Here is a 23651-nt window from a genome sequence, read left to right as displayed (position 1 = left end):
TCAACGGGTCTTCCTGAAGAGCGACGGCGGGAGCAGGACCGCGCGGACCTGCGTCCAGGCGTCGGCCCGGCTTTTCAGGCGCCCGCCGACATCTTCCAGGGCGTCTGCGAGGTCGTCCCGGCCGGTGCCGCCCGTTGCAGCGGCCGGGGGTCCGTAGACGGCGTTTTCATAGGCGTTGCGCAGCACGTCGGCGGCCGTCAGGGTAAGGACTCTGGGGCCGGACGCTGCGCCACCACCGGAATCCGAAGGGTCAAGGCCGGCCAGCCGGGCAATCCCCGCGGCCTGCATCGACGGTGTCAGGGACGGGTCATGGTTGTACCCATGGTCCACGGCCGCGTCGATGAATTCACGCCACGCCAGCAACTCCGGCGCGTCCCGCGGGTCCGCAGCGGACCCCCGCCCGCCGGCACCGCGGCTCCCGGTTCCCCGCCTCCCGGACCCCCGCACCAGGGCCAGGCGCCGGCGTCGTACCTGGATGCGGGTGAAGGCGGGGGAGGCCAGCGCCAGCAGGACCAGCAGCACGCCCACCAGCGTCGCGCTGATCCGGGCCGGCCGCGGGGTCGGGGCCACAGGTGCCGCGGCGGCGGCGGTGCCGGAAGCCGTGGCGACAGCGGTCGGCGCTGCGGCAGCGGTGGGATTGGCATTGGCGCCGTTGAGGAAGTCATTGCGTCCGGGATTTGACGTGTTGGAGGTGTCGTCGCGCGCGTAGGACGGCACGGCCCCGCGTGAGGGCGTCGGCTCAAACGGCACCCAGCCCAGGCCCTCGAAGTACAGCTCGGGCCAGGCGTGGGCGTCGCGGCCGGCCACCTGGTAGCCCTGCAGCGACTGCCCGTCCACCACGGCCGTTTCCGTGGTCCGGTCGCCCGGGGCGTAGCCGACGGCGATGCGCGACGGGATGCCCAACTCGCGGGCCATGACGGCCATGGTGGCGGAAAAGTGCACGCAATAGCCGGCCTTGACTTCCAGGAACTTGGCCAGGACGTTCATGCCGGCGCCGTCATAGCCCTTGTCCACGGGCGTTTTCTCGCTGTAGCTAAAGACGCTGGAGCGCAGGTAGTCCTGGATGGCCATGGCGCGGTCGTAGGGGGTGGACTTGCCCTTCGTGACCTCCTCCGCCGTCTTCTTGATGATGGACGGGACGTTGTTGGGCAGCGCGGTGAAGACCGGGTCCAGGCCGGCGTCGGGCTTCTGGGTGGCGGCCTCCAGCAGGGCCGGCGTCAGCACGGGCATTTCACTGGTGACCATGTACGACTGGCTCCGCGTGCTGCTGCCGTCGGCGTTAATGGTCTGCGTGGACGGATTCCACGTCCACTCCCCGCGCAGGTCCACTACCTCCGTGGTGCTCAGCGGCGCCGGCAGCCAGGTGCTGGACAGGTTTACCACGTCCACCCAGGTCTTGGTCTGCACCACGGGAACGGCCGGGTTGGGCCCAAACTTGGGCAGAAGCCCGCTCAGCACCGGCGACAGGCCCTTCGGGACCGCGGAAGGCTTCCAGGTCTTGCCCGAAAAGTCCTCCAGCGTGCTCATCCGTACGTACAGTGGCACGTCCGAGTTGCTCAAATACGTCAGGTTCACCGCGCCCGACTGCGCCCTCAGGTCGTTGCCGAGGGAAATCATCGGATCCAGCCCGGCCACGTTCCCCGGCGAACCCAGGCGCGAGCCCTGCGGAAAGGAGCCCTGGTCGAAGCCCGGGATGGCGGCCGGGAGCACCATCGCCACCAGTACGACGGCGGTCCCCAGCACGGTTGCCCGGGTGAGGGTCCCGCTGCTGGCCCGGTTGGCGGCGGGCCGCAGCTTGCCGTCCGGCGCGTACCACCGGCAGCACCCCAGCAGCAGCAGGTAGCCCGCCCCCGCGCCGATGAATCCGGAGGTGCCGATCCCGTCCTGCGTGGTCAGCGACCCGGGCAGCAGCAGCAGCACCAGCCCGGCGGCCGCGGCGGCGGGCATGGCAACGGTGACGGCCAGTGTGTCCACCAGCAGCGCGGCGAATCCGACGCCGGCACAGATGACAAACACCAGCCCGGTGTCCGGCGGCACGGGGGTGTTGTTCACCATGATGGTGGCCGAGGCCTCCGTTGCCAGGTCCACGGCGGCGCCCACGGTGCGCGTGGACGGGATCACTCCCAGGTAGGCGGTGCCGGGGAAGAAGGCCAGCGTCAGCCCCATGAACCAGCCCAGCAGCGCAGCGATGGGGGCGTAGGCGGCCAGCCGCGGATAGCGGCGGACCAGGGCCGGGAGCAGGACGGTCAGCGCGGCGACCAGGAAGGCCTTGGGCAGCCAGCTGAAGTCCAGCATGACGTTGCGGAAGCCCAGCGACGTGCCCATGACCGCGCCAAGGACAGCCACGGCAAGCACCCAGCGGGCGGGCCCGGTTTCCGGGCGGCCCAGGAAGCTGTGCACGGCGGACCGCCAGCCACGCTCCCGACCGCCGCCGGGGCCGGAACCCGGCCGGCCGCCGTCGTGCGTGCCGTGGGGAGGGTGGGTCCCCGCGACGGTGCCGGTCACGGCTTGGCCCCCGGGGACGGTGCGGCGGCGGATGTTGCGCCAACGGCCGGCCGCGGTGCGGCGGGGACGTGGTGCAGGCTGCCCGTGGAGGGTGACGGCAGGGGCTCCGGCGCGTCAATGTCCACCCACGCCTGCAAGAGCGGGGTGTTCGGCGTGAGCGCCAGCGCCTGCCAGCCGGCCCGGCGCAAAATGTTCAGCGGCCCGGACATCTGAGCGGGGTCCGGGCAGACCACCAGGGCATAGGCGCCCTCGGCGGCTTCGACGGCGGCGGCAAGGACCATGGCGTCGGCGTCCGTGAGCAGGCCGGTGACGGCAATCACCGGACCGCGCCGGCGGGTCTGGATGAGCTTGTCCGCCAGCGTGTCGGCCAGCGGGGCCTGCTCCTCGGCGCGGGCAGGGACCGCCAGCTCCAACGCGGCCAGCGACTGGGCCACGGCGAGGGCACCGGACTGGCCGGAAAAATCTTCCCGGTCGGGTTCGTTGGCCGAGCGGGATGACTGGAAGCCGGGGCGGCCCTGGTCGTCGAGCACCCTCAGGGAGTAGGAGCGTTCCACCAAGTGCACGGCAATGGAGACGGCCGCCGTCACCGCCCATTCAAACGCCGGAGTGCTGGCCAGGGTGTCCGCCCTGCGGGGCATTTTCGCCGCGCCGCCATACGCCCACATGCGCTGGTCCAGGACCAGGGCGGCCTCCGGGGTGGTCACGGACTCCTCGGCGCGGACCATCAGCTTGCCCTGCCGGGCCGTGGCGGGCCAGTGCACGCGCCGGAGCGGATCCCCGTGGCGGTATTCGCGGGTCATGACGTCGTCGTCGCTCGGGTTGGCCTGCTGGCGGGTCATCCGCGAGCCGTCCTGCCCGCGGCCGCCGGTCAGGGAGATTTCCGGCAGCACGACGGCGGCCGGTGCCACCGTGAGCAACTCGCCGGGGTCGAGGTCGCGCGTGAGCAGGGCGACGTCGAACGGGTCGCCGAACCTGGCGGTCAGCGGGCCGATGGTGAACACGCCGCGGCGGGTGGGGTGCAGGTTGTAGCTGTAGCGGCTGAGCAGGCTGCGCGGGCTGACCGGGCTGGGGTAGTCAAAGCGCGGGACGTCGATGAGGTGGGCGGGCAGCTGTTCGGTGATGCGCGCGCTCGCCCCGCCGGGGGTGGTGCCGTGCACCTCCAGGGTGACGGACGCCGTCGTGCCTGCCTCCACAAAGGCCGGGGAAAAGCGGCGCTTGACGCTGAAGCCGGGGGCCAGCAGGCGCAGGCCCGCGCTGGCCAGGGGCGGCAGGGCCAGCAGGAACACGGCCACCACCAGCAGGTCGCGGCGGCCCAGCCACTGGGCCAGCAGCAGGGCGAGCAGGCCCATGGCCATCATCACCCAGCCGCGGGGCCGGAAAATCCGCTCCGGAATCCAGCTCATCACGGTGCCGCGCCGTTGCTCTTTCCGGGCTGTGCCGTGCCGGGCTGTGCCGGGACCGGGATCCGGGCGAGCGCGTCGGCAATGACGTGCGCCGCCGTGGTGCCCATGCTCGCGGCCTTGCGCTCCACGATCAGGCGGTGGGCCAGGACGGGCTCGGCCAGGTTGCGGATGTCGTCGGGAAGGACAAAGCCGCGGCCGGCCAGGGCCGCCGACGCCTTGGCCGCCCGCAGCAGCTGCAGCAGCGCGCGCGGGCTGGCGCCGAGCCGGAGCTGGTCGCTGCTGCGGGTCGCCTGGCCCAGCGCCACGGTGTACTCCTTGACGGCACTGGAAACATGCGTTGACGCCACGACGTCCAGCATCGCCGCCACATCGGCTGTGGTGGCCACGGCCCGCACCGCCTCCAGTGGGTTGACGGACTGGTGGGTTTCCAGCATGGCGAGTTCCGCCGTCGTATCCGGGTAGCCCATGGAGATGCGGGCCATGAAGCGGTCCCGCTGCGCCTCGGGGAGAGGGTAGGTCCCTTCCATCTCGATGGGGTTCTGTGTGGCGATGACCATGAACGGCTCCGCCAGCCGGTACGACGTCCCGTCCACCGTGACCTGGTGCTCCTCCATGGACTCCAGCAGCGCCGACTGGGTCTTGGCGGACGCGCGGTTGATCTCGTCGCCAATGACCAGGTTGGCGAAGATGGCGCCGGGGCGGAACTCAAAGCTTTGTGCCGACTGGTTGTAGATGGACACGCCGGTGATGTCGCTGGGAAGCAGGTCCGGGGTGAACTGGATGCGGTTGACCGTGCAGTCCACGGTGCGGGCCAGCGTCTTGGCCAGGAGGGTCTTGCCGACGCCGGGCACATCTTCAAGCAGCAGGTGCCCGCGTGCCAGCAGCACTGTCAAGGCCAGCTCCACGGCCTCTTCCTTGCCGTCGATCACGGTGTTCATGGCCGCCATGATGTCCCGGCTGAGCCCGGCAAACCTGCCGGCGTCCATGGCCTGCTGCCGTGGCGGCGTGGTGGGCTGCGCCGGCTGCCGGTCCTGGTGGTTTTGCTGTGGGGCCGTGCCCGGCATCCCGGCCGTGTCCGAGCCGGACGTTTTTGCCGCCGTCAGAGTCTCTCGCGGGTGCATGCCCAACCTTTCAGGTCCGTCTGACCAGAGTCAGGCCCGTGTGACCGAAGTGGTCGTTGGAGCCAGTGTGTGTCTGCCTGTGACCCACGCTACTAGTATGCCGGGTTTGCGCCGGACATGACCGCCAGCCCGTGCATAAACATGGGTAAAATTGCCAAATATGTGCTCCCCTGACGTGCCCCGCCCCTATCGCCGCGACGAATCACCCGCCCAGGACGGCACGCCCGACGCCGGAAAACGGCGCCCGGGGTTCGCGCCCGCCCCGGCGCCGCTGCCCGTGCCGGTGTATGACAACCACACGCACTTTGACTTTGGCGACTCGCCCGTCGCATTGAAGGATGCCCTGGATGCGGCCGAGGAGGTCGGCATTGCCGGTGCCGTGCAGGTGGGCTGCGACCTGGAATCGTCGCGCTTCACCGTGCGGGCCGTAGACCTGGATCCCCGCGTCCTGGGCGCCGTGGCCATCCATCCCAACGACGCGCCGGGCCTGGCCGGCCTGGCAGGCGGCGGCGCCGGCGGTGCGGGCGGAGCTGGCGGAGGGACTGCCGGCGGTGGTCCCGCCGGCGGCGGGACCACCGCGCTGGACGCCGCGCTGGAGGAGATTGACGCCCTCGCCGCCCACCCGCGCATCAGGGCCATCGGGGAGACGGGCCTGGACTATTTCCGGACCGGGCCCGACGGCATTGCCAGTCAGTTGTATTCATTCCGCCGCCACATCGAGATTGCCAAAAAGCGCGGCCTGGCGCTGCAGATCCACGACCGCGACGCCCACAGCGATGTGGTGGCGGTTTTAAGGGAGGAGGGGCCGCCGTCGTGCGTGGTTTTTCACTGCTTCTCCGGGGACGCCGAACTGGCCAAAATTTGTAACGATAACGGCTGGTACATGTCGTTTTCGGGCACCCTAACCTTTAAAAATGCAGGGAATTTGCGCGAGGCACTTGTGGTGGCCGATCCGGCATTGCTCCTGGTGGAAACCGATGCCCCATTTTTGACGCCGCATCCGCACAGGGGACGCCCCAACGCCAGCTATATGCTGCCGTACACGGTGCAAAGCATGGGACAATTGATGGGCCGGGGACTGGATAGCCTCGGCCAGCTTTTGCGGGCCAACACGGAGGCCGTTTATGGCTCCTGGAACGTGTGAGAAGGACCTCTGAGCGTTACCAAACCTTGTCTTATTGGTAACGATCAGGTTACGCTGGGGGACTATTAGCCGGGGTCGGGGAAGGCCTACGGATGAGAAGCAGCGGGATCCACCGTTCAATTGGATCCTGCCGCAACCGTTCGCGACGGACATTTTTGCAGTGCACCTGACGCAAGGGCAGGACCGTGCAAAAATGCTCCGCCACTCCCCGTGCCCGGGTGCTCTAGTAGTAACGGGAACAAGTGACCAACCTCTTCGCCACCAATGGCAAGCTGAACTTTTTGAAGATTGCCGGGCAGGCCGCAGTGCTCCTGGCCCTCGTGGCCGGGCTCATGACGTTCATCAGCGCCAACAAGTCCATCAGCCTCACGGTGGACGGCTCGGCAAGTTCAGTTTCCACCTTTGGCGGCTCCGTGGCGGATGTCCTGGATAAGGCCCACGTCACGGTCGGCCCGAAGGACAGGGTCACCCCGGCCCTGGACTCACAGGTGGAAAACGGCACGACCATAAGCGTTGACACGGCCAAGGACATCACAGTGAACCTCGATGGCACGGAGCGCACGGTCACCACCACCTCGAACAAGATCAGCGGCCTGATCAACCAGCTAGGGATCGCCGCCAACGCCCGCGTCTCGGCTCCGGCCGATGCCCTGTTGGCCAGCGCCAGCGACATCAGCATCATCACCCCCAAGCAGGTCACCGTCGTTGCCGACGGCAAGAAGACCGTGAAGACCACCACCGCCCGGACCGTCTCGGGCGTGCTGTCGGAATCCGGCGTCAAGGTTGCCGCCACGGACCTGGTCTCGGCGCCCGCCGTGGCCAACGTGGTGGAGAACATGGTGATCAAGGTTTCCCGCGTCAACAACTCAGGGACCGCATCCGAAAAGTCGGCGCTCCCGTTCCAGACGGTGCAGACGCTCGACCCGGCCATGTTCAAGGACCAGAAGAAGACGGTCCGTGCCGGCGCGGCGGGAATGCTGGAAACGACGTTCCGCACCGTGTCCGTTGACGGCACTGTGGTCAACCGCAGCAAGACCGGCGCCAAGGTTCTGTCTGAACCGGTTGCCGCACAGGTCACCGTGGGAAGCAAGGCCCGCCCCGCACCGAAGGCCCCCGCCCCGGCCCCGGCCCCCGCCGCGGCCGCCAACACCGGAGCCAAGGCCCCGGCCATGGCCAACACGGCCATGTGGGATGCCATTGCCCAGTGCGAGGCCGGAGGCAACTGGGCCATCAACACAGGAAACGGTTACTACGGCGGCCTGCAGTTCGACATCCAGACCTGGATCGGTGCCGGCGGCGGCGCCTACGCGCCCAACGCCAGCCTGGCCACCAAGGCACAGCAGATCGCCATTGCCAACAAGGTTTATGCCGAGCGCGGCCTGGGCCCGTGGGGCTGCGCCGGCGCCGCCGGATAGCACCTTCTCCTTCTCTTCACAGTGCTCCCCGCAGGCTCCCAAAGCTGTGGGGGCGCTTTCATTAACGGCGGTTCAACTGCCTCGACGGGACGCAGCACCGGGAGCGGATACGATTGTGCAGTGACCTCCCCCCAACCCAGCCCCGCGACCCAGCCGCTTCTCGGTGCCACCGAGATCCGCCGCCTTGCGGAGGAAATCGGTGTTCGCCCCACCAAGACGCTGGGCCAGAACTTTGTCATTGACGGCAACACCATCCGCCGGATCGTGGCCGCCGCCAAGGTGGACCCGGCGGAAACAGTGCTGGAGGTAGGCCCCGGACTGGGGTCCCTGACACTGGGGCTGCTCGACGCCGCCGCCCGCGTGGTGGCCGTGGAGATCGACCCCGTCCTGGCCGCACGGCTCCCCGAAACCGTGGTCGCGTTCCGCCCCGAAAAAGCGGGAAATCTCGACGTCGTGCTTTCCGACGCGATGCGCATCACCGAGCTTCCGGGGGAGCCCACGGCCCTCGTGGCCAATCTGCCGTACAACGTGGCCGTGCCTGTGGTCCTGCACCTGCTCGAACACTTCCCGTCGCTGCGGCACGGGCTGGTCATGGTCCAGGATGAGGTGGCAGACCGCATGGTGGCCGGGCCCGGGTCCAAGACCTATGGTGTGCCATCGGTCAAGGGTGCGTGGTATTCGCAGATGCGCAAGGCCGGCGTCATTGGCATGAACGTGTTTTGGCCGGCGCCGAAGATCTCGTCGGGGCTGGTGGAATTTGTCCGCCGTGAACCCCCCGTCACCCGCGCCAGCCGCGAGCAGGTGTTCGCCGTGATCGACGCGGCGTTCGCCCAGCGCCGCAAGACGCTCCGGGCGGCCCTGGCGGGCTGGGCCGGCGGCGCGGCCGAGGCCGAACGCTTCCTGCGCGTGGCCGGCGTGGACCCCACCGCACGCGGCGAAGTGATCGACGTGGCGGCCTTTGCCCGCATCGCCGAGGCCAAGCTTCCCATGACGGCGTAAATGGAAGCAATGAACCCGGGCAGGGACAGCTCAGCTGGCGGCGCCGCGGAAGGCCGGCGGGGCAATGCGGGCCGACGGCCCGGCCCGGCGGACGTCTTCCCAGAATCCCTCGGCGCCGAATACGACTGGACGGGCCGGCCCAAGCACGTCCGGGTCCAGGCCCCCGGCAAGATCAACGCCTCCTTCCGCGTCGGACCCTTGCGCGACGACGGCTACCACACGGTGGCCAGCACCTACCTGGCCGTGTCCCTGTACGAGGAAGTCCAGGCCACTGCCAAGCCCGGCACGCCGCCCTCCGACGTCACCGTCAGCATCAGCCCCGGCAGCTCACTTGCCCCGGAGCTCCTCGCAGGCATTCCGCTGGACGGGAGGAACCTGGCGGTCCGCGCCGCCCTGCTCGTGGCGGACATCAGCGAAAACGCGTGTGGGGTGCACCTGGAAATCAGCAAGCACGTGCCCATTGCCGGCGGCATGGGCGGGGGTTCGGCGGACGCGGCAGCGGCCCTCGTGGCTTGCGACGCGCTTTGGCACACGGGCCTCTCCCGCGAGGAGCTGTCCCTCCTCGGGGCCGAGCTCGGCGCGGACGTGCCGTTCGCACTGCTGGGGGGTGCCGCCGTCGGACTTGGGGTGGGGGACAGGCTCACCTCCGCCCTGGCCCCGGAACCGCTGCACTGGGTCCTGGTGCAGTCCGACTTTGGCCTGTCCACCCCCGTGGTCTACGGCACCCTTGACTCGCTGCGTGCGGGGGAGGATCCGGTCGAGCCGGACCAGGTTGATCCGCGGATATTGGCGGCCCTGCGCGCGGCGGACCCGGCCCTGCTGGCTCCGTGCCTGGAAAATGACCTGCAGCGCGCCGCCGTGCACTTGGCCCCGGGCCTGGCGGACGTGCTCGACGCCGGGACCCGGCTGGGTGCGCTGGCCACCCTGGTCTCGGGGTCGGGGCCGACGGTGGCCATGCTGGCCCGCGACCCGGCGCATGCGCTGGAGCTGGTGGCGCAGCTGGCGGGCGACGGCCTTGACGCACAAGCCGTGGAAGGGCCCGTGCACGGGGCACAACGAATTGTTGACGCATGAATACCTTAATGAAAGTGGTTTGACGTGGCACACCTCCTTGGTGGAGAAAATCTCAGCATCGCCTTTGCCACCCGCACTGTCCTGGACAGTGTCACGGTGGGGCTCGAAGACGGTGACCGCATCGGCATCGTGGGCCGCAACGGGGACGGCAAATCCACGCTGATGCGCCTGCTGGCCGGGCGGCAAACGGCGGATTCCGGGCGCGTGACCGTCCGCGCCGGCGTGCACATTGGCTACCTGGACCAGTCGGACGTGCTCGACGGCGAGAGTACCGTGGGTTTCGCGATCGTGGGCGAGGCCGCCGACCACGAGTGGGCATCCAACCGGAAAATCCGGGAGATCATGGGCGCGCTGGTGGGCGAGGTGGACTGGCACGCGAACATCCATTCCCTTTCCGGCGGGCAGAAGCGGCGCGTGGCCCTGGCCAAGCTGCTCATCGGCGGCGACGACGTCATCATGCTGGACGAGCCCACCAACCACCTGGATGTGGAGGGTGTGGCTTGGCTGGCCAAGCACCTGCAGCAGCGCTGGCGGGCCAACGAGGGCGCCTTCGTCGTCGTCACCCACGACCGCTGGTTCCTCGACGAGGTCTGCAACCGCACCTGGGAGGTCCATGACGGCATCATTGACCCGTTCGACGGCGGATATGCCGCGTACGTGCTGGCCCGCGCCGAACGTGACCGCATGAACTCCGTCATTGAATCCAAGCGCGTGCAACTGGTCAAGAAGGAGCTGGCGTGGCTTCGCCGCGGAGCCCCGGCCCGCACGGCGAAGCCGAAGTTCCGCATCGAGGCGGCCAATGACCTCATTGCCGACGTCCCCGAACCAAGGGACACCGTGGCGCTGTCGCGCATGGCCACGGCCCGGCAGGGCAAGGACGTGCTCGACCTGGAAAACGTCTCACTGTCCTATGGCGACAAGGAGATCTTCAAGGACATCACCCTGCGGCTGGCGCCCGGGGAGCGGCTGGGGCTGGTCGGGGTGAACGGTGCGGGCAAGACCACCCTGCTGCGGCTGCTCAACGGCGAGGTTGAGCCGTCGTCCGGCCGGCTCAAGCGCGGCAAGACCGTGCAGACGGCCGTGTTGACGCAGGAGGTCCGGGAGCTGGACGACGTCCTGGACCTGCGCGTGCTGGAGGTCATTGAGCGGGAGAAGCGCTCCTTCGAGGTGGGCGGCAAGGACATGAGCGCCGGGGCGCTGGTGGAGCAGCTGGGCTTCACGAAGGACAAGCAGTGGACGCCGGTGCGTGATTTGTCCGGTGGTGAGCGCCGCCGCCTGCAGCTGCTGCGCCTGCTCGTGGGTGAACCAAACGTGCTCATGCTCGACGAGCCCACGAATGACTTGGACACGGACACCCTGGCCGCGGTGGAGGACGTGCTGGACGGCTGGCCGGGGACCCTGGTGGTGGTTTCTCACGACAGGTACCTGCTGGAGCGTGTCACCGACCACCAGATGGCGATGCTGGGCGACGGAAAGCTGCGCGGGCTGCCCGGCGGCGTGGACCAGTACCTGCAGCTGCGCGAGGAGGCGCTGTCCGCCGCCTCCAAGCCGGCCACTGCCGGGTCCGGTGCCGCGTCGGGGCCGTCGGAAGGCGAGAAGCGCGATGCCCGCAAGAAGCTGAACCGCGTGGAGCGCCAGCTGGGCAAGGTGGCCGCCGCCGAGGCCAAGGTGCACTCGCAGATGTCGTCCAAGGTGGGCGAGTACGATGCCCTGGACGAGCTGAACGCGAAACTGGCTGCGCTGGCCGGCGAAAAGGCGGGGCTTGAGCTGGAATGGCTGGAGGCCTCCGAAGTGCTCGAGTAGCAAATACGCCCAACTTTGAAGCTGCGCAGGGTGGGCGCTCGCCGCTGCGCCACTTCTGAAGTGGCGCTCGAGCCGGAGTGGCGCTCGAGCTGGAATGGCTGGAGGCCTCCGAAGTGCCCAAGCAGCGGCCAGGAGTGGAATTTGGTGCTCTTGGCGCAGGCGCCGAACCCGCCATGAGTCCTGCGCAGAGTATCTCCCGCGCAGAACCCGCCATGAGTCCTGCGCCTGTCTGACGTTGCGGCGGTCCGGCTTTTCCCGAGCGCATGATGTGGCACGCAGTTGTGCGCATGGCTGTGGTCAACATCCCTCCACAGGGGGCAACGCCCGGCGAAGCGTCCACATTCGGCCCGTCGGACGGCTTGCGGCCTGACGCCGCGGCCAAAATTGAGGCATGAGCAGCCAAGACCCAAAGAAAAAGAGCCCGGAAGAGTACATCAAGGCCACGTTCGCAACCGTGGCCCGGCGCAAGGACCTGGTAGCCGCCGGATGTACCGACTGGGAACTGCGGCAGGCAGAGCTGCAGGGGCGCATCAAGACTGTTGCACCGGGCCATTTCGGCCTTCCACACGCAGATCCGCTGGACGTCTTCCTGGCCCAGCACCAAGGACGGCGGACCTGCCTAAACAAGGCGAAGAAGATCGGGTTGTGGGTCATCAGGGAACCCGAGCAGACCCACGTTGCCGTGGCCCACGGCCGGCCGGTGCCAGGCTGCGTCGTCCATCGGGTCCGGGGCGGTCAAACCCTCATGGACATCCTCCGCCAGTGCGTGAAATGTGGGACCGAGGTGGAAGCCCTGGCAGTTCTGGAATCTGCGGTGGTGCTTGGCAAGTGCACCATCCCCGAGCTCCGCAAGGAATTTTCGGGCCGTGAAGACACTGCAGCCCGCGCCATCATCGACATGATGGATCCCCAGTCCCAATCGATCGCCGAAACAGTGGGCCGCTACTACATGCGGAAAGCCGGCTACAACGTGCAGGGGCAGTTTCATGTCAAGGACGTGGGGCACCTGGACCTGCTGGTGGAAGGGATTCTGGGCGTAGAAACGGATGGCGAAACGTACCACAATACGCCTGAAGGGTGGGAAGAGGACCTGCGACGTGACAATCTGCTGGTGGTCAAGGGGCGGTGGTGCCTGCGCATACCGGCGTACATTGTGCTTCACCGGCCGGACATCATGATGAATTGGATCAGCCAGGCGCTTGACAGAATCCAAGGTGCGCAAAATTGAAGGGTGAGTTTGGCGCTCGCAATGAGTACGCTGCACGTCTGCGTCGAACTCGTGCACGAATTTAGCGCACACCCAAGGTCCGCTTTGCACCGGCGTGAAACTCACTTCCAGTTCTGCGCAGAGGTAATCATGCGCCTAACCCACACCGAGTCTGGTGCATGGTTGAAGCTGTCGTACGAGGTTTTGCCCATGCGCGAAACCTGCGATAGGTCTGGCGCATGCGCGACGGTGATGCCGCCTCGAATCCTTCTGGCGGGGGAATAAATGGCTACGGGCGAGGATGTCAGCTTGTGCATATTCCTCCAGCGGCGCGGTGGACAATGCAGCCGATAGAAGGGCCCAAGTCGCAAAATATGTCCCCGCCGTGGCACACTATATTCTCGTGGGCTGCGCGTAATGGCAGCGGCGCACATTCCGCCCTGGTGTAATGGCAGCACCCCAGCCTTTGGAGCTGTGGAGTATAGGTTCGAATCCTATGGGCGGAACACGCTGAAGCCGGCAGCCGGCCATCCCTGACACCGGATGCCATGCGCCGGGTTCCTTCCCCGCCGTGGCCTTTCCCTGCATGGGATGTTAACGGGCAGTGAACGGGCACCCCTGCGTGAACGGGTAGCATGGACTTGTTTCCATTTGCGTAGGTTTGATCACGGACATGGTCCGGGCAGGAGTGCCACTTAGTGAGCCCCCAAGACACCAATTCATCCAATCCCGCCGCAGTCATTGTGCTGGCAGCCGGCGCCGGGACCCGGATGAAGTCCCGCCTACCCAAGATTTTGCACCCCATTGGCGGCATATCCATGGTGGGCCATGCATTGGCCGCGGCGCAGGGCCTGAACCCGGAACGTCTGGCCGTGGTGGTCCGGTTTGAGCGCGACCAGGTGGCCGCCCATATCGCAGAGCTGGACAACACCGCACTGATCGTGGACCAGGACGAAATCCCCGGCACCGGCCGCGCGGTCCAGGCAGCGCTGGCAGCATTGGACGCGGAAGCGGAAACCGAAGGAACCGTGGTGGTCACCTACGGCGACGTGCCGCTGCTCACCACCGGTCTTCTCGAAGAGCTGACCGCCACGCACGAAAGGGACACCAATGCCGTGACCGTCCTCACGGCAGTACTGGACGACGCCGCCGGTTACGGCCGCATCCTCCGCGACACCACGGACGGCACCGTCCTGGGCATCCGTGAGCACAAGGACGCCACCGAAGAAGAGCGCGGCATCCGGGAGATCAATTCCGGCATCTACGCCTTTGACGCCAAGGTGCTCCGCGAAGCGCTCAGGGGCGTCACCACGGACAACAGCCAGGGCGAGATGTACCTCACCGATGTGCTGGGCCTGGCCCGGGCGCGCGGCGGCCGCGTTGCCGCCGTGGTCACCACGGACCGGTGGCAGGTGGAGGGCGCCAACGACCGCGTCCAGCTCGCCGCGCTGGGCGCCGAACACAACCGCCGCACCGTCGAATCGTGGATGCGCGGCGGCGTCACCGTCATCGACCCCGCCACCACATGGATCGACTCCACCGTGGAACTTGACGAGGACGTCACCATCCTGCCCGGCACCCAGCTGCACGGGAAAACGACGGTGGCGCGCGACGCCGTCGTCGGTCCGGATTCAACGCTCACGGACGTCGAAATCGCCGAAGGGGCAGAGGTCACGCGCACGCACGGTTCCGGCGCCATCATCGGTGCGGGCGCGCACGTGGGCCCGTTCACATATCTGCGTCCCGGCACGGTCCTGGGCGCGGAGGGCAAGATCGGCGCCTTCTACGAGACGAAGAATGTCACGATCGGCCGCGGCTCCAAGCTCTCGCACCTGGGGTACGCCGGCGACGCCGAAATTGGCGAGGACACCAACATTGGCTGCGGAAACATCACCGCCAACTTTGACGGCGTGAACAAGCACCGCACGGTGATCGGCTCGGGCGTGCGGACCGGTTCCAACACCGTCTTCGTGGCTCCGGTGACCGTGGGGGACGGCGCATTCACCGGGGCCGGCGCGATTGTGCGCAAGGACGTCCCGGCCGGCGCGCTGACGCTGACGGTGGCCCCGCAGCGCAACGCCGAGGGCTGGACCGAGGCGCACCGCCCCGGCAGCGTTTCGGCGGCTGCGGCCGCAAAATCCAACTAAGACTTCTCACCGACCCCACCACCGCGAGAAAGCGATCCCATGAGCGAACTTAGCTACAACGGCGACAAGAAACTGGTGTTGGCGTCCGGCCGCGCCCACCCCGAGCTGGCCGAGGAAGTGGCGCGCTGCCTGGACACGGAGCTCCTGCCCATGTCCGCCTACGACTTCGCCAACGGTGAGATCTACGTCCGCTCGGGGGAGAGCGTGCGCGGCAAGGAAGTGTTCATCATCCAGGCCCACCCGGCGCCGCTGAACAACTGGCTCATGGAACAGCTCATCATGGTGGACTCGATGAAGCGCGCCTCGGCCCGCCGCATCACGGTGGTGGCCCCGTTCTACCCCTACGCCCGCCAGGACAAGAAGGGCCGCGGCCGCGAGCCGATCTCCGCCCGCCTGGTCGCGGACCTCTACAAGACCGCCGGCGCCGACCGCATCATGAGCGTGGACCTGCACACCGCCCAGATCCAGGGCTTCTTCGACGGACCCGTGGACCACCTGTTCGCCATCCCGCTGCTGGCCGAACACATCCGCAAAATGGTGGGGGACGACGCCGTCACAGTGGTTTCGCCCGACACGGGACGCGTGCGCGTGGCTGAGCAGTGGGCCGAACGACTGGGCGGCGCGCCGCTCGCGTTCGTGCACAAGTCGCGCGACTTGACGGTGCCGAACCAGGCCGTCTCCAAGACCGTGGTGGGCCAGGTCAAGGGACGCACCTGCGTGCTCATTGACGACATGATCGACACGGGCGGCACCATCGCAGGCGCCGTGCGCGTGCTCAAGGACGCCGGCGCCAAGGACGTCATCATCGCCGCCACCCACGCCGTGTTCTCCGCCCCGGCCTCCGAGCGCCTCGCCAACTGTGGCGCCCGGGAAGTGGTGGTCACCGACACGCTGCCCATCCCGGCGGAGAAGCGGTTTCCCACGCTGACGGTGCTCTCCATTGCGCCCCTGCTGGCCCGGGCCATCAAGGAAGTCTTCGAGGACGGCTCGGTCACCAGCCTCTTCGACGGCAACGCCTAACATTCGGCAGCGGTCCGGCCACAATTGCCGCGACTGGACAGTAGTGGCTGCTTTCAGCGGCCAAAGCCGCCACTACTGTCCAGTGAAGGGTGTCAGATCCGGGCCGACTCGGTTTCCGCCAGCCTCGACCACCGGAACCTGCTAAACTTGCACAGTAAACCTTGGCGAGGGACGCCCTTAAAGCGTCCGTGATCGACTGGGTCCCACAGCTCCTGAATCTTTGACGGATTGTGTTGACCTGTTTAGTCCACGCCCACACCAAAGAATAGAAGGAGCTTTTTCATGTCTGACTTGAACCTCACCGCTGAAGTCCGCAGCGAATTCGGCAAGGGCGCTGCCCGCCGCATCCGCCGCGCCGACCAGATCCCCGCGGTCATTTACGGCCACGGCGCCGCACCGCTGCACATCGTCCTGCCGGAGCGTTCCACCGTCCGCGCCATCCGCGGCGCCAACGCCCTGCTGACCATCACGGTTGACGGCAAGGAACACCTGGCCTTGGTCAAGGACGTCCAGCGTGACCCGGTCCTGCAGATCGTCGAGCACATTGACCTGCTGACCGTGAAGAAGGGCGAGAAGGTCACCGTTGACGTCCCCGTCGTCATCGTTGGCGAGCCGGCACCGTCCGTCGTCGTGAACCAGGAGGAAGTGGTTGTCAGCCTCTCCGCCGACGCCACGCACCTGCCCGTCCGCGTTGAGGTTGACGTGACGGGACGCACCGCCGGCCAGCACGTGCACGCCGCCGACCTGGTCCTGCCGGCCAACGTCGAGATGCTAACCGACCCCTCGCTGCTGATCGTGCACCTGGCCGAGCCCGCCGTCGTGGCCGAGGCCGAAGAAACCGAAGCAGCTGCCGCAGAGTAGTCTCCTGCACATGGACGACACTTGGCTTGTAGTCGGGCTCGGGAATCCCGGGCCCGGCTACAGCCGCAACCGGCACAACATTGGCTACATGGTGGTTGAAGAACTTGCATCCCGCCTCGGCGCCACGTTCAAGACCCACAAGGCGCGTGCGCTCGTCGCCACCGGCCGGCTCGGCGTGGGCGGCGCCAAGCTCATCCTGGCCAAGCCCACCGTCTTCATGAACCTCAGCGGAGGCCCGACGGCGTCGCTGGCCAAGTTCTACAATCTGCCTCCGGACCATGTCGTCGCCATCCACGATGAAATCGACATCCCCTTTAACACGGTCAAGTTAAAACAGGGCGGAAGCGAAGGCGGGCACAACGGCCTGCGCGACATTTCCCGGACGCTGGACACGAAGGATTACTACCGCATCCGGGCCGGCGTGGGCCGCCCACCCGGGCGCGCGGATGCGGCCAGTCATGTGCTGCGGGACTTTTCCTCCACCGAGGCCAAGGACCTGCCGTTCCTCATCGACGCCGTGGCGGATGCCACTGAACTGCTCATCACGGAGGGCCTGGCGGCCACACAGCAGAAATTCCACGACGCCAAACCCTGACCGGAACGAGCCCCGGCGCGGCACTGCGCGCCGGCGGCGGGCCTATTTGACGTCACCGATTCTCCAGTCGAGCCCACATCGCTGTTATAATCAGGCTAAATCACCGCCGCGTGAAATGATTTCCATCTCATGCGGGTGCTGCGTGACTTAGGGGATGTGTGAGCATGACAAGCGTGCGGGGAGACGCTTCGCCTCAGCCGGGTCTTTGGGGGGAGCGGCGGTCTCAGAGAAGAGCCATGGGTGCCGGGGAAAGGCACAGGTGGTCTTCCTTGGTGCGACAGGAGCCCGTGGACGCCGTCGTTGCACACCTTGAGGATCCCGGCCTCCACGGTGCGGCGGTCATTGGTCCCCGCGGCGTGGGGAAAACCACCTTGTCACGGGCGGTCGCTGCGCGGATTTCCGCCACAACACATGTGGTGCGGGTTTTTGGTGCCAGCAATGACTCAGAAGTCCCGTACGGCATCTTCAGCATGCACCTTGCGCGGCTGGTCGACCACCAGACGGAATCACCGGCTGCTGTCCTGCATGGCCTGCTCGAGCTGGTCAGGCAGGACGCCAAGGGGCGGCCCACGGTCATCGTCCTGGACGAACTGCCCGGCATCGACACGGCAAGCATGGGCGTGTTGATGCAGCTGGTGCTCAGCGGCACGGCCAAGCTGCTGGTCCTGGCCCGCACCAGCGCCGACCTGCCGGAAGACCTGGTGTGGATGGTCAAGGACGGGCTGTTGGCGACGCAGCGGCTTGACGTCTTTTCTCGGGCGGAAGTGCGGGCCCTGCTGGCACGGGCCTTGGAAGGCGCCGTCGCGGAGTCCGTGGTCGCCGTTTTTTATGCGTCCAGCTCCGGCAACCCGCTGGTCCTGCAGGCGCTGGTCAGTGAACACCTCAACACCGGCGCGCTGCGCCGGCACGGGGGCATTTGGGTGCTGGGCGGGCACCAGAACGTCTCTTCCGGGAGCCTTTTGGAGCAACTGGTGGAATCGCGGATGGCCCGCCAGCCGGAATCCGTGCGGACCGGCCTTGAAAAATTCTCCCTCCTGCGGAAGGTGCCTCTCTCTGTTGCCATGCGCGCCTTGGGCCCGGAGTCGGTGACCGAACTGGAGGAACGCGGGTTCCTCGCCATTGGCCTCGGCAGCAACAACATGGTCGCCCTGGCGGAACCGTACATGGGTGAAACCATCAGGAATCGGCTTACGGCCGCTGAAAAGGCCGGATACTTTCAGGAGATGTCCGGGGTGTTGGCGTTGGACCCGGCCACCATGGACAAGCAGCAACTGCTAACATTTGCCGGATGGGTGAACGATGCCGGCATGGTCCTTGAACCCGAGGTGGCGCTGGCAGCGGCTCAAGCGGCAGTCCACTTCTTTGACCCCCAGCTTGCCCTTGCTTGTTGTGCACAGATCCCCCGCGGACACCGGCTGGAAGTGTCCGCTGCCCAGGCGCGCAGCCGGACCTATTACCTCCTTGCCAACTACCCCAGGGCCGTCAGTGCGCTCGACTCCGTTGGCCCGGAACTCCTGTCCGCGCTGAGCCCGTCAGACTACGCTTCGTGGGCCATGGAACTGACAAGGGCGCTGCTGTGGGTGCCCGATGGCTATTCGCGCATTGAGGAAGTCCTCGCCGAGGTGGCATGGCGCATTCAAAGTGCGGCAGGGGAAGAAACGGTCCAGGCGGAAAAGTACCTGAACCTGGCCCGCTTTGAGTTCCAGGTGCACCGCGGGGAGTTTGCCCAGGTGTCAGAGGAGCTTGAATCCGGCAGCAACGACCCAACGGACCGGGAATACCGTCTCAACTGTTCCAGCCTGCTGGCCCTCACCTTGGCTGCGACGGGACGCGAGCTCGACGCCGTGGAACTTTCAGCTGCCATAGAGGCCGAGGTTGAAGAGCACGGACTGGACCTTCGCATGGGCGACTGGCACTGGCAGGGCATGGTCCTGGCGCTGACGTGGAGTGGGCAGTGGCGGAGCTGTGAGGCGGTCTTGAAGCAGGCCGTCGAGTTTTCGGCCGGCGTGGCCCAATACCGCGGCGGTGCAATCGAACTGGCCCTGGGCATTGCCTACACTTACGCCGGACGCGGAACCCAGGCGGCGGACGTGCTGCTGACTGCGGCGGCCCAGCTGGAGGTCCGCGACACGTACAACAGCCTGGAGCTGGCCTATTCAGCGCTTGCGTTGGCCTTTGCGCAAACCAATGACGTCGCGAACGCCCGGCGGTATCTGGCGAAGGCCCGGGAATCCGCGGTTTTCACGCTGTGGATGAACCGCTCCATGGCCGAGTTCTTCCAGCTCATGGCACTGCGCTGGCTCGATGATCCCACCGCCGCGGCACAGCTGGTGGCCAGTGCGGAAATCGACATTGCCAAGGGCCGGTTCACCACGGCCTCCATCAACCTTTTCGGCGCCACGACCCATGGCAACAACGAACAGTACAGGCTTCTGGAGGAGTCCTCGCTCAAGCGCCAGGGACCCATGGCTGCCGTCAATGTTGCGCTGGCCCGGTCGCATCGGGAGGGCCGCGCGGCGCTGGCGCTGCAGGCAGCGGAAGGCGCGCACGCGCTGGAACTGTCCGCCGTGGAATCCCGCTGCGCGGTGGTGGCCCTGGATCTGGCCCGGAACGCGGGCGAGATGCGCCTGGCCCGCGAGGCACAGCACCGGCTGGACCTGCTGATGCCGGAGGTGCCGGTCCTGCCCATTGTGCCGCACCACGGGGTGGTTCCCTTGACCGCGCGGGAGCGCCAGGTCGCCGGGCTGGCGGTCCGAGGAATGGCCAATCGCGACATTGCCTCCAGGATCGGGGTCTCCGTCAGGACGGTGGAGGGGCACCTGTACCAGGTGTTTGCGAAAATGGGCATTGCTTCACGGGCAGAATTGGAGCGGGAGATGAATTTGTGACGGGACCCAACGGGCCCCGTCCGAGCCAGGGGGCACTGCTGCAACCGCCATTCTGCCGGGAGGAGGAGCTGGCGGACATTACCTCCGCCCTGCGTTCCGGGGAGGGCCGGGCTGTCTTCCTGACGTCCGACAGCGGGCTGGGCGCCTCAACGATCCTGCATGAACTCACTGCCGCAGCAAGGGACCGGGTGCCGGTCCTGTCCATCCACGGCTCGACGTCGCTGGCAAAGGTGCCCTTCGGTGTCATGGCCCCGTTCCTGGCCGGTGCCGGCGCCGGGGAGGTCAGTCCCAGGATGGTGGTGCTGCGGTGCGTTTTTGCGCAGCTTCAGCGCATGCAGGATGCCATTGTCCCGGACGGCGCCGGCAGCCAGGAACTGCCCATTGTCGTCATTGACGATGCCCATTCCATGGACGCCGCGACGGCCGAGGTGATGGTCAGCCTGGTGCAATCGGGCATGGTCAACCTGGTTGCTTCCCACTCCAGCAGGCACAGCCTGCCGGAACCCCTGCCCAAATTGTGGGAAACGGGGATGGCCGAAAACATTGTGCTGCTGCCCCTTGACCAGAACCGGGCGCATGCGTTTTGTGAGGCGATGCTCGGCGGTCCCGTCCTGCCGGCAAGCAGCTGGCACTACTGGTCGAGGTCCGCGGGAAACCCCCTGTTCCTGCGGCTGCTGGTCACCGAAGCCGTGGAACGCGGATTCCTGGTGAAGCGGCGCGGCATCTGGGTGGGGGACCAAAACGCGCCAACCCACAGCCACGACCTTAATGAGGCCGTCCGGAGGGAGCTGCGGGGGCTCTCACGCGAAGGGCAGGACGCACTGAACCTGGTGGCGCTTTCCGAGCCCATGGCTGCTTTCACCATCGAGGAGCTGGTGGGCCGGCCCGCCGTCCAGGAGCTGCTGGAGTGGCGGCTGGTCAGCTACCTCGCGCCCCCGTCACGGGTGCTTGTCCTGGCCAACCCCATCTACGGGGAAGTCATCCGCGGCATGGTGCCCCTGGCGCAAAGCCGCCTGCTCCACGAGCGGCTCATCAGCAAGCTTGACGAGGGTTCGCTCAGCAAGGAGGCGCTGCTGCGGCGGGTCCTTTGGGCAGCGGAAATCGGAGTGGAGGTCTCGAGTGAGAAAGTGCTCCGCGCAGCCATCTTTGCCACCAAGCTGTACCAGTCCGCCACGGCCCTGGAACTCGCAGACCGCATCCATGACGAGGAATACAGGCTCCGGGCAGCCATGGTCAGGGCCCGCGCCAAATTCAACCTTGGCGACTACCAGGGTGCCTTTTCCCACATGGAAACGCTGCCGGAGGAACCGGACAACCTTGAGGACCTGATGTTCGGCAGCTTGTTGCGCTCCGTCACCAGGAACGCCCTGGGCATGCCTGTGGCGGCCGTCGCCGCCGATGCCGCCGCTCTGCGAAGCAGGGGCGCGGCGCTGGCGCTGGCGAATCCCAGGGAGGGCGCCTCCATCAGGTCCCACACTGAATCGGGGGCTCTGCTGCTGGAACTCATGGCCTTTTCGCGTGAAGGCCGGTACTCGGAAATGGTCGGCCTGACACAGCTGCTGGCAACGGCTGACGGGCTTTCGCCCGCATCGCACCGGCTCAACCGTGCCATGGCGCTGACCATGGACGCCGAGCGGCTCACGGCCCAGGGCTTTCCGCAACAGGGCATGGAGCGGGCCGCCGAGGCCTACGCCATTGAGCACTCGGAGGAAAATGACGTGTTCTTCCTTCCGGAGACCATCATGCTCCGCCTTGTTGCCGCGGCCATGTTCTGCGGGGACTGGCAGGCGGCGGCAGGGGTGTTGGAGGAATTCTCGGTCGACGCCGGTCCAGTGGTGTTTTCCTTTGGCGGCGGTGCCAGCGTGGTCCGCGGCATGGCGTTGTTGCGTGGCGGCAAGACCGCCGATGCCCTGGACGTGCTACGCGCCGGGGTTGACGCCCTGATGCTCAGCGATCCCCAGCAGCTGCTGGGATTTTGCACCGCCATGGCCGCCTACGCGGCCGCGAGGCTCGGTAATTCGCAGCTGGCGCAGCAGCTTGTGGACGCCCATGTGGAAGGCGCCGGCATGTTTTTGGTCTTGTCCGACGAAAGGGCATACATGGCCGGTGCGCGGTACTTGTTGGGGCACGACGCCGGAGCGCCGGCTGAGCTGGTCGGTCTTGCCGATGCGGCGCTCGCCGGCGGTTCGACCACCTTGGAACTGAACGCCCTGGCCATCGCCCTGGAACTGGGGGATGAAGGCGTGGTGCCTAGGCTGGGGAGGGTGGCTGCGGGTGTTGAAGGGCCATGGGCCACGGCCCTGGGCCAGTATGCCCGGGCACTCGAAAGTGGGGACGGACAGCTGTTGGCCGCGGCCGGCGAGACACTGGGTGCGGCGGGATTGTTTGGCTTTGCCGAGCAGGCGCTGGAACGCTCGGTCCCGCTGCTGGGCTCCTCGGGATCGCGCCATGAAGTGCGCAGCGCCCGCGCCAGCCTGCGAAAAGTGGCGGAGGGCCTGGGTGTGCAAGTCCCCGGCAACGGCATAGTAACTGCCCAGGCTTCGAGCCCGGACGGCCGGCAGGCTGTCCAGCTGACCCGCCGTGAACGTGAGGTCTCCTCGATGGCGGCGGCAGGTCTGAGTGACCGGCAGATTGCCGAAGAACTCATGGTGTCATTGCGCACCGTGGAGGGACACCTCTACCGGGCGTATGGGAAATTGGGCATTTCAAGCCGCGATGAGCTGCCCTCCGCCATCGGGTGACGCCAGGGGGTGACGCCACGACGGCCTGCCGCCCGGGCCTTGCTGCTGAAGTCAAGTACTACCGAGTGGTACCAGGGTGCTACCTGAGTAGTACGTGGGTACTTGCATAAATGAAATGCCAAGATTCGAGTACTGGACACTCGTGTGGAACGTTCTTGGCTGGACTTGAATTGGAGACAGCAATCAAAGGTCTCACACAAAGAAGGTCTCACCATGGACGGGTCTCAATCCACCACGTTCGCAGTACCGAGTCGGCCGGGAACGGCCGCTCCGGTTTCGGTGTACGCGCAGGCATTGACGATCTTCCCCAAGGCCATGCGGCCGAAAACTTCTTTGAACCTTGGTGAATCCTTTGAACTGCCCGGCCGCTCCATGGGCCGGATCGAACTGGGGGCCAACTGGCACCGCGGGGCTTCAGCCGCCTTGTCGACCTCCCGGTCGGTCACACTGCTTGATGTAAACCATCAAGCTCCACATTCGGAGTCGGCGGCGGATAAGCCTTCTGAGACCAAGGCTTTCCCCCAGCCGCCGTCGGCTCCCCCAAATTTCCACCAGCAGGCGGTTCCACTTGTCGCCGTGGACATGGCAGCGAGGAACCTGTGAGCGATCTCAGAAGCCGTCCGACCGTAGGGAAGTCACGGTCCGCGCTGTCTCCGGCGCACGTTCCATCCACCACTGGAAGCAAGGAACGCCCCAAGCACACCGCATGGGAGAAAGAGCCTCAGAAC

General features: G+C 66.9%; 15 protein-coding genes and 1 tRNA gene. 13 read left to right on the top strand and 3 right to left on the bottom strand.

The features are described from left to right. From CVV68_RS06120 to CVV68_RS06110, 3 genes are read right to left on the bottom strand one after another with little or no spacing between them, the layout of a single operon-like run. Nucleotides 1–2505 carry a transglutaminase TgpA family protein gene (locus tag CVV68_RS06120; protein WP_110500128.1) on the bottom strand — a complete coding sequence of 835 codons (2505 nt, stop codon included), beginning with the start codon at nt 2503–2505 and terminating at the stop codon, nt 1–3. Then, on the bottom strand, nt 2502–3908 hold the full coding sequence (locus CVV68_RS06115) for a DUF58 domain-containing protein (RefSeq protein WP_110500127.1): 1407 nt from the start codon (nt 3906–3908) through the stop codon (nt 2502–2504). Before CVV68_RS06115 ends, CVV68_RS06120 begins: the two co-directional genes overlap by 4 nt. Next, complete coding sequence (locus tag CVV68_RS06110; RefSeq protein WP_245933379.1) at nt 3908–5029, bottom strand: AAA family ATPase; 1122 nt, start codon at nt 5027–5029, stop codon at nt 3908–3910. The genes CVV68_RS06115 and CVV68_RS06110 overlap by 1 nt, the downstream gene beginning before the upstream one ends. 160 nt (nt 5030–5189) lie before the next feature. On the opposite strand from CVV68_RS06110, the gene CVV68_RS06105 reads away from it, so the two are divergent. The 13 genes from CVV68_RS06105 (at nt 5190) to CVV68_RS06040 (ending at nt 22923) form a co-directional block, all read left to right on the top strand. After that, complete coding sequence (locus CVV68_RS06105) at nt 5190–6173, top strand: TatD family hydrolase (RefSeq protein WP_110500126.1); 984 nt, start codon at nt 5190–5192, stop codon at nt 6171–6173. Nucleotides 6174–6415: 242 nt separating this feature from the next. Next, nucleotides 6416–7588, top strand: coding sequence for a resuscitation-promoting factor (locus CVV68_RS06100; RefSeq protein WP_110500125.1), 1173 nt, complete (start codon nt 6416–6418; stop codon nt 7586–7588). A 120-nt stretch (nt 7589–7708) separates the two neighbouring features. Beyond that, nucleotides 7709–8587: a 16S rRNA (adenine(1518)-N(6)/adenine(1519)-N(6))-dimethyltransferase RsmA gene (rsmA, locus tag CVV68_RS06095; RefSeq protein WP_110500124.1), complete on the top strand. Its 879-nt coding sequence runs from the start codon at nt 7709–7711 to the stop codon at nt 8585–8587. Next, entirely contained in the window at nt 8588–9661 is a 1074-nt protein-coding gene (locus CVV68_RS06090; RefSeq protein WP_245933378.1) for a 4-(cytidine 5'-diphospho)-2-C-methyl-D-erythritol kinase, read from the top strand. It begins immediately after the preceding gene. Nucleotides 9662–9685: 24 nt separating this feature from the next. Further along, on the top strand, nt 9686–11464 hold the full coding sequence (locus CVV68_RS06085) for an ABC-F family ATP-binding cassette domain-containing protein (protein ID WP_110500122.1): 1779 nt from the start codon (nt 9686–9688) through the stop codon (nt 11462–11464). A 391-nt stretch (nt 11465–11855) separates the two neighbouring features. Beyond that, nucleotides 11856–12692: a putative endonuclease domain-containing protein gene (locus tag CVV68_RS06080; RefSeq protein ID WP_110500121.1), complete on the top strand. Its 837-nt coding sequence runs from the start codon at nt 11856–11858 to the stop codon at nt 12690–12692. A gap of 413 nt (nt 12693–13105) precedes the next feature. Continuing rightward, nucleotides 13106–13177 (top strand) — tRNA-Gln (locus tag CVV68_RS06070). Nucleotides 13178–13369: 192 nt separating this feature from the next. Next, nucleotides 13370–14818 carry a bifunctional UDP-N-acetylglucosamine diphosphorylase/glucosamine-1-phosphate N-acetyltransferase GlmU gene (gene glmU / locus CVV68_RS06065; RefSeq protein ID WP_110500119.1) on the top strand — a complete coding sequence of 483 codons (1449 nt, stop codon included), beginning with the start codon at nt 13370–13372 and terminating at the stop codon, nt 14816–14818. 39 nt (nt 14819–14857) lie between these two features. Beyond that, complete coding sequence (locus tag CVV68_RS06060; RefSeq protein WP_110500118.1) at nt 14858–15838, top strand: ribose-phosphate diphosphokinase; 981 nt, start codon at nt 14858–14860, stop codon at nt 15836–15838. 282 nt (nt 15839–16120) lie between these two features. After that, nucleotides 16121–16699 (top strand): 50S ribosomal protein L25/general stress protein Ctc, encoded by a 579-nt coding sequence (locus CVV68_RS06055; protein WP_110500117.1) that lies wholly within the window; start codon nt 16121–16123, stop codon nt 16697–16699. A 10-nt stretch (nt 16700–16709) separates the two neighbouring features. Next, a complete protein-coding gene (gene pth / locus CVV68_RS06050; RefSeq protein ID WP_110500116.1) occupies nt 16710–17294 on the top strand; it encodes an aminoacyl-tRNA hydrolase in 585 nt (194 codons plus the stop codon). Between the two features lie 272 nt (nt 17295–17566). Next, complete coding sequence (locus CVV68_RS06045) at nt 17567–20182, top strand: LuxR C-terminal-related transcriptional regulator (protein WP_170133099.1); 2616 nt, start codon at nt 17567–17569, stop codon at nt 20180–20182. Further along, complete coding sequence (locus CVV68_RS06040; RefSeq protein ID WP_110500114.1) at nt 20179–22923, top strand: helix-turn-helix transcriptional regulator; 2745 nt, start codon at nt 20179–20181, stop codon at nt 22921–22923. Before CVV68_RS06045 ends, CVV68_RS06040 begins: the two co-directional genes overlap by 4 nt. Nucleotides 22924–23651 lie beyond the last annotated feature (728 nt).

It is taken from the genome of Arthrobacter livingstonensis (genome assembly GCF_003219815.1).
Classification (GTDB): Bacteria; Actinomycetota; Actinomycetes; order Actinomycetales; family Micrococcaceae; genus Specibacter; species Specibacter livingstonensis.
The sequence above is the reverse complement of the archived record's forward strand: the minus strand, read 5'-3'. Positions and strand labels throughout refer to the sequence as shown.